General features: G+C 67.3%; 13 protein-coding genes and 1 pseudogene. All 14 read left to right on the forward strand.

Going from position 1 to position 10,295, the window contains the following annotated elements; translation table 11 throughout:
• A partial coding sequence (gvpN, locus tag QZY48_RS28550; protein ID WP_295437055.1) for a gas vesicle protein GvpN occupies positions 1-843 on the forward strand: 843 nt, incomplete at its 5' end.
• Position 844: 1 nt separating this feature from the next.
• Positions 845-1,249 (forward strand): hypothetical protein, encoded by a 405-nt coding sequence (locus QZY48_RS28555; RefSeq protein ID WP_295437057.1) that lies wholly within the window; start codon positions 845-847, stop codon positions 1,247-1,249.
• A gap of 39 nt (positions 1,250-1,288) precedes the next feature.
• Positions 1,289-1,492 (forward strand): hypothetical protein, encoded by a 204-nt coding sequence (locus QZY48_RS28560; RefSeq protein ID WP_295437058.1) that lies wholly within the window; start codon positions 1,289-1,291, stop codon positions 1,490-1,492.
• A gap of 67 nt (positions 1,493-1,559) precedes the next feature.
• Entirely contained in the window at positions 1,560-2,324 is a 765-nt protein-coding gene (locus QZY48_RS28565; RefSeq protein ID WP_295437059.1) for a GvpL/GvpF family gas vesicle protein, read from the forward strand.
• A 74-nt stretch (positions 2,325-2,398) separates the two neighbouring features.
• On the forward strand, positions 2,399-2,755 hold the full coding sequence (locus tag QZY48_RS28570) for a gas vesicle protein GvpG (protein ID WP_100919338.1): 357 nt from the start codon (positions 2,399-2,401) through the stop codon (positions 2,753-2,755).
• Positions 2,752-2,973 (forward strand): gas vesicle protein, encoded by a 222-nt coding sequence (locus QZY48_RS28575; protein WP_100919337.1) that lies wholly within the window; start codon positions 2,752-2,754, stop codon positions 2,971-2,973. Before QZY48_RS28570 ends, QZY48_RS28575 begins: the two co-directional genes overlap by 4 nt.
• Positions 2,966-3,391 (forward strand): gas vesicle protein K, encoded by a 426-nt coding sequence (locus tag QZY48_RS28580; RefSeq protein WP_295437062.1) that lies wholly within the window; start codon positions 2,966-2,968, stop codon positions 3,389-3,391. The genes QZY48_RS28575 and QZY48_RS28580 overlap by 8 nt, the downstream gene beginning before the upstream one ends.
• Before the next feature lie 10 nt (positions 3,392-3,401).
• Positions 3,402-3,782 (forward strand): gas vesicle protein, encoded by a 381-nt coding sequence (locus QZY48_RS28585; RefSeq protein ID WP_295437063.1) that lies wholly within the window; start codon positions 3,402-3,404, stop codon positions 3,780-3,782.
• A 21-nt stretch (positions 3,783-3,803) separates the two neighbouring features.
• The gene (locus tag QZY48_RS28590) at positions 3,804-4,496 is read left to right on the forward strand and encodes a hypothetical protein (RefSeq protein ID WP_295437065.1); all 693 of its coding nucleotides are present in this window, start codon (positions 3,804-3,806) and stop codon (positions 4,494-4,496) included.
• 144 nt (positions 4,497-4,640) lie between these two features.
• Positions 4,641-5,171, forward strand: a complete 531-nt coding sequence (gene gvpH, locus QZY48_RS28595) for a gas vesicle protein GvpH (protein WP_295437066.1) — start codon at positions 4,641-4,643, stop codon at positions 5,169-5,171.
• A 10-nt stretch (positions 5,172-5,181) separates the two neighbouring features.
• Entirely contained in the window at positions 5,182-7,323 is a 2,142-nt protein-coding gene (locus QZY48_RS28600) for a CDC48 family AAA ATPase (RefSeq protein WP_295437068.1), read from the forward strand.
• A gap of 127 nt (positions 7,324-7,450) precedes the next feature.
• Positions 7,451-7,693 carry a hypothetical protein gene (locus QZY48_RS28605; protein WP_295437070.1) on the forward strand — a complete coding sequence of 81 codons (243 nt, stop codon included), beginning with the start codon at positions 7,451-7,453 and terminating at the stop codon, positions 7,691-7,693.
• 602 nt (positions 7,694-8,295) lie between these two features.
• Positions 8,296-9,032, forward strand: a pseudogene (locus tag QZY48_RS35110) (hypothetical protein); the annotation flags it as partial.
• Positions 9,033-9,140: 108 nt separating this feature from the next.
• Positions 9,141-10,226, forward strand: a complete 1,086-nt coding sequence (locus tag QZY48_RS28615; protein ID WP_366929803.1) for a hypothetical protein — start codon at positions 9,141-9,143, stop codon at positions 10,224-10,226.
• Positions 10,227-10,295 lie beyond the last annotated feature (69 nt).

Below are 10,295 nucleotides of genomic sequence, written 5' to 3' on the forward strand. Positions count from 1 at the left end.
GGCTACCCGGTGCACCTGGCCGGTCCCGCCGGCACCGGCAAGACCACCCTGGCCTTTCATGCCGCCGCCAAGCGCGGGCGTCCGGTCAAGCTGATCCACGGCAACGACGAGTTCGGGGTCGCCGATCTGGTCGGCCAGGACAACGGCTACCGCCGCAACACCCTGGTGGACAACTACATCCACTCCGTGGTCAAGACCGAGGAAGAGGTCCGCACCTTCTGGATCGACAACCGGGTCACCACCGCCTGTATCAACGGCGAGACCCTGATCTATGACGAATTCAACCGCTCCCGCCCGGAGGTCAACAACCTCTTCCTCAGCATCCTGGGCGAGGGCATCCTAAATCTCCCCAACCGGCGCCACCAGGGCGCGGGCTATCTCCAGGTCCACCCCGAGTTCCGGGTGATCTTCACCTCCAATCCGGAGGAATACGCGGGCACCCACAAGACGCAGGACGCCCTGATGGACCGCATGATCACCATGAAGATCGGTCACTATGACCGGGAGACCGAGATCCGTGTCACCCAGGCCAAGTCCGGTCTGCCCGCGAGCGAGGCGGCCATCGTGGTCGACATCGTGCGCGAACTGCGCGGCCAGAGCGTCAACCACCATCGCCCGACCCTGCGCGCCTGCATCGCCATCGCGCGCGTGATGGCCAGCCGCAAGCTCAGCGCCCGTGCCGACAACACCTTCTTCCGCGACATCTGCCGCGACATCCTGGACATGGACTCCGCCAAGGTCCGGCGCGACGGCAACAGTCTGACCGAATCACCGGCCGACGAGGTCATCGCGCGCATCAGCGGCCGGTCACGCCGACCCAAGGCCGTCGAAGCGGAGAGCTGACATGCCCAAGTTCACTCAGCCGTCACGCACCGTGCGCGACATCAAGACCCTCGCGGGCAAGGCCGATGACCTCCTCACACCCCACAAGATGTATATGCGCCTGTTCGCGTTGGAGACGGAACGCCACCGTCGCCAGCAGGAGCGCCTCAGCGCGATGCTGCGGGTGACCAACATCGATGCGCGTTGTGCGGAGATCGACCGGGAAAAGGAGCAACTGCTGGGTCTTCTGGGGGTCGAGTCCATCCCCGCGCAGATACCGGCGGCGGCACTCGCTGACGGCGCCCAGGCACCGGGCGCGCGCCCGTCGCGAGGATCACCGCCGGGTGACCCCCGGCGCGCCCGCGCCGCGGCGCAGACGCCGCCGACCGAGACGGTGAACGCCGAACCCGTTAAGATTCGCTACTGAATCCTAACGACGAATCCTAACGACGGCGGAGAAACACTGATGCTTATTCATTGTATGTATTGCGGTCACTCCATCGAACTCAGCGAGGCCTACGACGACTACCAGGGCCCCCTGCGTTGTGCGGTGTGCAAGAGTCTGATGGCGGTCCGCGTCGAGGAGGGGCAATTGCGCTCCATGGAGGCCCCCCCCAAGACCCCGGCCCCGGCCGCGGCGCTCAAGGCGCGTCCCGCTAATCCCGGCTGAGACCCATCGAAACCACCATTGAAGCCAGGCGCGGCCGGTGGCCGCCACCTGCGCAAGAGGTCAAATGATGCAAGAGGCAAGCCAGCAGACCGCGGCGGTCGGGCACTATATCTACGCGATCATCCCCGACCAGGGCCGGCGGAGCCTGGGGAACATCGGACTGGAGGAGACCGAGGTCTATACCATGGGCGACGGGCGTGTCGCCGCGGTGGTCAGCGATCTCGACAGCGCGCGCATCCGCCCCCAACGGCGTAACATGGCGGCACACCAGGAGGTACTGAAGCAACTGCTGCGCGACCTCACCCCCCTGCCGGCCGCGTTCGGTCTGGTGGCCGATGACGATGCCGCCATCTCGAAGATCCTGAAGGATAACCGGACGGCCTTTCTGGACCAGTTGGCGCGGGTGAACGATGGCGTGGAGATGGGTCTGCGCATGACCTGGGACGTTCCCAACATCTTTGAATTCTTCGTCGGCGCCCACCCGGAGCTGCAGGAACTACGCGACGACTATTTCCGCGACGGCGGTAACCTGACGCAGGACCAGATGATCACCCTGGGGCGCAGCTTCGAGCGCCTGCTGGAGCAGGACCGGGAGAAGTACACCGAGCAGGTCGAGGCCGTGATGCGCGGTTGTTGCCGCGAACTCAAGCGCAACAAGTGCCGCACGGAAAAGGAGATCATGAATCTGGCCTGTCTGGTGAACCGCGCCGATCTGGCGCGCTTCGAACAGGCGGTACTGCAGGCGGCACGCCCCTTCGACAACAATTATACCTTTGATTTCAACGGGCCCTGGGCACCGCACAACTTCGTGGAAATGGACATCCAATTGTGAGCGCCCGGCCCTTCCCAAGCTGACCTGGCGGCCGGTGCCCATCAGCACCCGGCCGTGCCCATTGGAGGTGTTCCGTGTTGCTGGTCGACGATCTGCTGGCCGCTCCCGTCAAGGGAATCCTCTGGGTCTTTCGCGAGATCGAAAACGCGGCCAAGGAGGAACAACGCTCGCGACGCGACGGGATCATGGCATCCCTGAGCGCGCTCTATGTGTCACTGGAGCAAGGCGAGATCACCGAGGAGGTCTTTGACGACCGGGAACAGACCTTGCTCGATGAACTCGACGCCCTGGACGCCAAGGCCGACGCCGAAGGGTCCGATGAGGACGATGACGATGACGATGAGGAAGAGGATGGAGACGAATACGAGGAAGCCCGCGAGGTGCCCGCCCTGGTATCCGACCCCGCCACACAGGAGCCGCTGCGGTCATGATGCTCGCAATTGGTGAACGGGCCGAGACCCCCGCGGACAGCTTTCAGGACCTCCAGCGGGTCTCGTTGTGCGAGGCCTTGGACCGCATCCTGAACAAGGGGGCCGTGGTCTCCGGCGAACTGACCATCGCCGTCGCCAACGTGGACCTGCTCTATCTCAGCCTGCAACTGGTACTCACCTCGGTCGCGACCGCACGGCGGGAGTTTGCCCATGGCTAGCATTCGATCGCTGCACACCACCCCCACCGCGGCACCGGTCACGGCCAAGGCGGCATCCAAGGTCGCACCGGCGGCCGACCCGACCGGCGCGCCGGAGACCGCCCGCCCGATCAACCTGCTGGCCGACCTCTTGGAGACCAAGGTCGCCGCGACCAGTCGCCGCATCGACATCGATCCCGAACGTGTCCAAAAGGGCCTGGGCCAGTTGGTACTGACCCTGGTGAAACTGCTGCATGTGCTGCTGGAGCGCCAAGCGATCCGGCGCATGGACAGCGGTGACCTGTGTGACGACGAGATCGAGCAAGTGGGTCTGACCCTGATGCGGCAGACCGAAGAGATCGATCGCCTGCGCCGCCTCTTCGACCTCGAGGAAGAGGACCTGAACCTCGACCTCGGCCCGCTCGGAAAGCTTTTTTGAGATTGCCACCATGTCCATGCAACGCGCCACCCTCACCCACTCCACCAACAGCACCAGTGTCGCCGACCTGCTGGAGCGGGTCCTGGACAAGGGCATCGTCATCGCGGGCGATATCCGCATCAAGCTGGTGGATATCGAGCTGCTCACCATCCAATTGCGCCTCGTCATCTGCTCCGTCGACAAGGCGCGCGAGATGGGCATCGACTGGTGGTCCGACAATGCCATGTTCAAGGGGCTGACCAAGAAGGACGCGGCCGGCGCCCTGCCGGCCCCCGAAGCCGCCCCCGCACTGGCGCCGCCGGTGCAGGACACCAAGGCGCTGGAGGATCGGTTGGCCCGGCTGGAGGCCCTGCTGCTGAAGCAGTCCGCCGCCGCCGAGGTCCCCGTTTAGATCGTCACGGCCAGCACCGCCATGTCCGGCACCGCCGAACGGGACCAGGAATCCGGCTCCCACGCGCTCACCGAGCCGCGCGCCCTGATCTATTGCCCGGTCATCCACAGCGTCGTGGACCTGGGCGCCTTGGGCAAGCCCGTGCAGTCGGCCACCCGTACCGCCCTGGGGGCCGAGGCCTGGCGGCGCCGGGTGCACACGGTCGATCAGATGTGGAACGAGATCGAGCGGCTGATCGAGGGCATGGATCTCAATCCGGAGCGCACCCGGCTCTACCAGGATGGGCTACCCATCTGCGAACACGAACTCGATATCGTCAAGGAGATGACCTACAAGGGCAGCCGCAATCACCGCATCCTGCTGCGCCTGCACACCCGCGGCGCCATCCTGATGGGAACCGAATCCGGCCCGCTGTTGCTCCAGGAGTACAACCTGGCCAAACGCCTGCTGGACCCGGGGCACCAAGGCCTGGACAGCGACGGACGCGACGCCCTGCAGATGCACGCGCGGGTACTGCTCAAGGCACGCGACCGCTTTATCGCCGAACGGATCAACTCGACCCTGGCCCCCGGGGACCTGGGCATCCTGTTTCTGGGGATGCTGCACGACATCACCCCCTGGCTGGACCCGGACATCCAGGTCGCCTACCCCCTGGGTACCCCGGTCGGGTCGGACACGGTCGCCGTCCAGGCGGAGGGCGAAGGTGCTCACTGAATCCCGCGGGGCCCGGACACCCCGGAGCCAAGACGGTCCGCGCCCACACGCCGGCAGCAGCGGATCGCATCGAGCAACCAACACGGCGCACGAGGCTGATGGCAGGCGGCTGACCGCCGATCGCCCACAACGAGGTACAGACAGATGATTAACCGTAAACGTCAGGCAGGATCGGTCGATGGTTTTTTCGGTGGACTCTCCACACTGATCGAGAAGCTCAGTGAATTGGCTGAGAAGGGCGATCAGATGAAGCGCGAGGGCAACTTCGAGGTCCAGGGGGGCGACGGCAAGAACTTCAAGGGTATGTATGGGTTCACCGTTCGCAGCGGGATCGGCGGCGACCGCGACGAGGTCAAGGTGGAGCCCTTCGGCAATATCAAACGGGACAAGGTCACGGGTCATGCGGTGGTCCAGGAGGTCAGGGAGCCGGTCATCGACATTTTCGACGAACCCGATCAGGTGCACCTGGTGGCCGAGATGCCGGGGGTGGCGGTCGAGGCCGTGTCGGTCGAGGTGGCAGAAGACATCCTGACGCTGCGCGCCGGCAAGGGCGAACGCTCCTACTACAAAGAAATCGTACTCCCCGCCCACTGCACCAAAGAGGGTCTGACCATCACCTGCAACAACGGGGTGGTCGAGGTCAAGTGCCGCAAGGTCAAGTCCGATGCCGCATAAGAGTCAGCCGATGAACGAAAACGGCGAATTGAGACTGAAGGTCTCGGAGGCCCTGAGCAAGGATGTGGGGCGCGCCTTCGCGCGCATGGACCCCGCCGATATGGCCCGCCTGGGCGTGGCCATCGGCGACATCGTGGAGGTCGAGGGCAAGCGCCGCGCGGTCGCCAAGGTACTGCCGGCCTTCAAGGAGATCCGCGGTCAGGGCCGGGTGCAACTCGACGGCATCAGCCGTGACAACGCGGGCGCCGGGCTCGACGAATTCGTGCTCCTGCGCGTCACGGAACACGCCCCGGCCGAGCGCATCACGCTCGCCCCCACCACCGTCACCCCCAGCGAGCGCGACCTGCCCTACATCGGCAGCCTGCTCGACGGCCTGCCGGTGCGCGAGGGCGACCGGGTACGGGTGACCCTCTTCGGCAGCCGCTCCACCGACTTCCGCGTGGTCGGTACCGCCCCGCGCGGCACCGTCATCATCAACCCCACCACCCAACTGGTGATCAGCGGACCCAAGGGTCAGAAGGCCGCGGCCGCCAACACCGGGCCCAATCCCGTGTCCTACGAGGACATCGGCGGCCTCAAGCCCCAGCTCCAGCGCATCCGCGAGATGATCGAGCTGCCGTTGCGCTATCCGGAGCTCTTCGACCGGCTCGGCATCGACGCCCCCAAGGGGGTGATGATGTACGGCCCGCCCGGCTGCGGCAAGACCCTGATCGCCCGCACCATCGCCGCCGAGGCCGAGGCGAACTTCTTCTCCGTGAGCGGACCGGAGATCATCCACAAGTTCTACGGGGAGAGCGAGGCGCACCTGCGCAAGATCTTCCAGGAAGCGGCGGCCAAGGGGCCGAGCATCATCTTCCTGGACGAGATCGACGCCATCGCGCCCAAGCGTGAGGGGACCCTGGGCGAGGTCGAGAAGCGCGTGGTGGCCCAGTTGCTGGCCCTCATGGACGGGCTCAACACGCGCCAGAACCTGATCGTCATCGCCGCGACCAACATCCCCAACAGCATCGACCCGGCCTTGCGCCGGCCCGGGCGCTTCGACCGGGAGATCGAGATCCCCATCCCGGACCGCGACGGCCGGTTGGAGATCCTCGAGATCCACAGCCGCGGCATGCCGCTCGCGCTCGACGTCAACATGAGCCATCTGGCGGACGTGACCTACGGCTTCGTGGGTGCGGACTTGCAGGGACTGTGCCGCGAGGCCGCGATGAGTTGCCTGCGCCGCCTGATGCCGGAACTGGACCTGGGCCTGGACGCGGTACCCTATGAGCGCCTGGCCCAGCTCGAGGTGCGCATGGACGACTTTCTCGACGCCCTGCACGAGGTGGAGCCGTCCGCCATCCGCGAGGTCTTCGTCGAGATTCCGAACGTCAAATGGGAGGACGTGGGCGGCCTGCACGAGACCAAGGAGCTCCTGCGCGAGGCCGTGACCTGGCCGCTCAAATACCCGCACCTCTTTGAGCAGGCCGGCGTTCGCCCGCCCAAGGGCATCCTGCTGGACGGCCCGCCCGGCTGCGGCAAGACCATGCTGGCCAAGGCGGTCGCCCATGAGACCCAGGTCAACGTGATCTCGGTGAAGGGTCCGGCCCTGATGTCCAAGTATGTGGGCGAGTCCGAGCGCGGTGTGCGGGAGATCTTCCACAAGGCGCGGCAGGCCGCCCCCTGCATCATGTTCTTCGACGAGATCGACGCCCTGGTCCCGGCCCGCGGCAGCGCCGGCAGCGACAACCCGGTCGGCGAGCGGGTGCTGAGTCAGTTCCTGTCCGAGATGGACGGGATCGAGGACCTGCGCGGCGTCCTGGTCCTGGGTGCGACCAACCGGGCGGACATCCTGGACCCGGCGATCCTGCGGCCCGGGCGCTTCGATGAGATCATCCACATCCCGCTGCCGGACGACGAGGGACGCCAAGAGATCTTCAAGGTTCACCTGAAGGGCAAGCCGGTGATCGGGGAGATCGACATCGGGGCACTGGTGAAGGCGAGCGCCGGATTCAGCGGGGCCGAGGTCGCCGCCGTCTGCGCCCGCGCCGCGCTGGCGGCCGTGCGGCGTGCCGTCGCCTCCCTCAGCGAGGACGCGGACCCGAAGGACCTGGTGGTCCAGGTCACGATGGCCGATCTGACGACGGCCGTCAATGGCGTGCGCATCCGCTGACAAGGCAATAGGTACTAGTCGGGGGGGACCTGACCGGCGCGTCCTGGGGCAACCCGGGGCGCGCCGGTCCTCGTTTGGGCGCCCGGAAAGGGATCAGGCCGCACATAGACGGAATTCGAGGTTTGACATGCAAATCACATTAGACCTTCCCGACCAGTTGGCGGAAAAGCTCGCGACGTTGCCTGACCCACGACAATTCGTCATCGATCTCCCGGCCGAATCCTTGACCGACGGCCTAAGCAGGGACGAATGGTGGCTGCTATTGGAGGGTATTGAACGGGTTGCGGTGCATACGGGCATCACGGACCTTGCCGAGCGACATGACCACTACCTCTCATTTGCCGCGACCGCTAGCCCCGAAGGGGCGTGACATACCAGCCCAGGGCAACGCCCTGGGTGGTCTGTTGTTGCGGATCTCAGCCCTGAAAGGGCGTGACATCGGCGACAGGCCCGCCGCCGCGAGAGGATGAGGTCGTGCAAGGTGTCGACCCCGATGCGATCGAGCACCGCGGCGACACGCCGTTCCCCCAAACGACCCCGCAGCCCGGGCAGCAGGAGTTTGAGGGCCAGGACGCAGACCAGGGCGGCGATGATCCACACCGCGGCGCCGGTCACCAACCGCGTGATCGACGCCGCCATGGCGGCCATCGGATCGACACTGGACATAGAGAGTTCCTGAGTTGGCTGGACCTCGAGCGACAACCCGCGCGCGACCCGGCAGGGATGGACCAGCCTGCAACTGGAATTCAAGTAGACCAAGGCCGCGGCCCAGCAAGAGACCGTCGGCTGCGGACTCGTGGTCACGCCGCGCCATGTGCTCACCTGCGCCCATGTGGTCAATGCGGCACTGGGGCGGGAGCAGGCCGCAACGCAGGCCCCGACGGAGCCGATCCCGGTCGACCTGCCGCTGCTCGACGAGGGCTGCTCGACGAGGGCTTCCGCACCACGGGCCTGGTCTGCTGCTGGTGGCCCATGCGCGAGGACGGCGGCAAGGGTCCGGAGGACATCGCCGTCCTGGAACTCGCCGTCGCCGCCCCGGCCGCCGCCGCGCCCGCCCCGCTCCTGGCCCAGGACACCGACGAGACCAACGGCCTGGCTGTCCACTGCTTCGGTTTTCCCGCCGGCCGCGACGAGGGCACCCGACGGCCCGGCACCTGCCGCGGGGAGAACGCCCGCGGCTGGGTCCAACTCGACGTCGAGCGCGGCCTGGTGGAGGGCGGGTTCAGCGGCACCGGCGCCTGGGACCCGGGGCGCGGCGGGGTGGTCGGGTTGGTGGTCGCGGCGCGCACGGCCGACCAGGCGGCCTTTCTCATCCCCACCCGCACCCTTTTCGCCGCCTGGCCCGAACTGGACGGCACCTGGCGCCCGCGCAACCCTTTCAAGAGCCTGTCCGCCTTCGGACCCACCGACGAGCCGGACTTCTTCGGCCGCGCCGACCTGACGCGGCCCCTGGCGGATCGGGTTACGGCGGAGCGCCTGATCACCCTGATCGGCCCCTCCGGCAGCGGCAAGTCCTCGCTGATCGGCGCCGGCCTGATCCCGGAGTTGCACAGGCGCGGGCAGTGGCGCTGCCTGGTCGCCCGCCCGGGAGAGGACCCCTTCGACGGACTGACGCTGGCCCAGCGCACCGAGGAGCGCCGACGCCTGCGCGACCAGCTTGCGGACGGACCCCAGGGGCCGGTGCGCGTCCTGGCCGAGTCCCTGGCGGACGACCCGGACGGCCGCCTGCTCCTGGTGCTCGACCAGTTCGAGGAACTGTTCACCAACACGGCCCCGCGCGACCCCGGCTGCCCCTGCTCCAGTTCGCCCTCACCCTGCTGTGGGCAGAGCAGCGCGCCCGGGTCATCGACACCGATGCGCTGCAAGGCATCGGCGGGGTGCGCGGCGCCATCTCCCGTTACGCCGACGCCGTGCTCGAGGGCCTGCCCGCGGCGCAGCGCCCCGCCGCCCGGCGCATCTTGGTCCAGCTCGTGCGCCCCGGCGGGCGCGAGGGCGAGGCGACCCGCCAGGTCGCGAGCCTGCGCCGCATCCCCGAGCAGGACCAGGCACTGCTGCCTGAACTCGCCCGCAGCCGCCTCATCGTCACCTCCCAGGACGCACAGGGCCAGCCGGTGGCCGAGATCGCCCACGAGTCACTGATCCGCGAGTGGGGCCGCTTGCGGACCTGGGTCGCCGACGACCACCGCTTCCGCTCCTGGCAGGAGGGCCTGCGCGGGCGCATGGCCGAGTGGGAGGCCCACGCCCAGGACCCCGGCTACCTGATCGGCGGCCCGCCCCTGGCGGAGGCCGAGGGCTGGCTCACCGCCCGGCCGGAGGATCTGAGCCGCGACGATGAGGCATACATCCGCACCGCGCGCCGCCGGGCGAACCGGCAGGGGCGGCTGGTCCGCGGCACCGTGGCGGTCGTGATCATCGCCCTGGCCGGATTCGGCGCAGTGGCCTGGTGGCAGTGGCAGCGCGCCGTGCAAAAGGAGACCGAGGCACTGACCGCCGCGCAGCGCGCGACCCGGGCGCGGGGGGAGGCGGAGGGGCTGATCGAGTTCATGGTCTTCGACCTGCGCGACAAGCTGGAGCCGCTGGGCCAGCTCGATCTGCTGACCGAGGTGCAGGGGCGGATCGAGGGCTATTACGAGCGATTGGGGGTCGATAAGGATGATCTAAAGATACAGCGGCGGCGCGCAGTGTCCCTGTCACATCGGGGCGATACCCTGCTCGACCGGGGCGACCTCGCCGAGGCCACCAAGTTCTACGGCCAAGCCAAGGATGTCGCCGAGCGCCTGGCCGCCGCGGATCCGGACAACGCCGGCTGGCAGAAAGACCTCGCAGTTAGTCTTGAAAGGGCCTTGATCGTCGTTCCGGCCGCAGGGGACAGGAGGTTGAGGCTTTATCGTGAAAGTGCGTAGTCAGGCCATCCTGGCCTGACGGTGTCGGGGCTGGAACAGTCAGGGCTGGAAGCCCTGACTACGCCGCCC

Origin of the sequence: uncultured Thiodictyon sp. (genome assembly GCF_903828115.1) — a bacterium.
Lineage (GTDB): Bacteria > Pseudomonadota > Gammaproteobacteria > Chromatiales > Chromatiaceae > Thiodictyon.

What these genes read in the sequence shown, in the direction of transcription:
- QZY48_RS28555 (WP_295437057.1), top strand. Translation starts at nt 845, where the DNA reads ATGCCCAAGTTCACTCAGCCGTCACGCACCGTGCGCGACATCAAGACC.
- QZY48_RS28560 (WP_295437058.1), top strand. Translation starts at nt 1,289, where the DNA reads ATGCTTATTCATTGTATGTATTGCGGTCACTCCATCGAACTCAGCGAG.
- QZY48_RS28565 (WP_295437059.1), top strand. Translation starts at nt 1,560, where the DNA reads ATGCAAGAGGCAAGCCAGCAGACCGCGGCGGTCGGGCACTATATCTAC.
- QZY48_RS28575 (WP_100919337.1), top strand. Translation starts at nt 2,752, where the DNA reads ATGATGCTCGCAATTGGTGAACGGGCCGAGACCCCCGCGGACAGCTTT.
- QZY48_RS28580 (WP_295437062.1), top strand. Translation starts at nt 2,966, where the DNA reads ATGGCTAGCATTCGATCGCTGCACACCACCCCCACCGCGGCACCGGTC.
- QZY48_RS28585 (WP_295437063.1), top strand. Translation starts at nt 3,402, where the DNA reads ATGTCCATGCAACGCGCCACCCTCACCCACTCCACCAACAGCACCAGT.
- QZY48_RS28590 (WP_295437065.1), top strand. Translation starts at nt 3,804, where the DNA reads ATGTCCGGCACCGCCGAACGGGACCAGGAATCCGGCTCCCACGCGCTC.
- gvpH (WP_295437066.1), top strand. Translation starts at nt 4,641, where the DNA reads ATGATTAACCGTAAACGTCAGGCAGGATCGGTCGATGGTTTTTTCGGT.
- QZY48_RS28600 (WP_295437068.1), top strand. Translation starts at nt 5,182, where the DNA reads ATGAACGAAAACGGCGAATTGAGACTGAAGGTCTCGGAGGCCCTGAGC.
- QZY48_RS28605 (WP_295437070.1), top strand. Translation starts at nt 7,451, where the DNA reads ATGCAAATCACATTAGACCTTCCCGACCAGTTGGCGGAAAAGCTCGCG.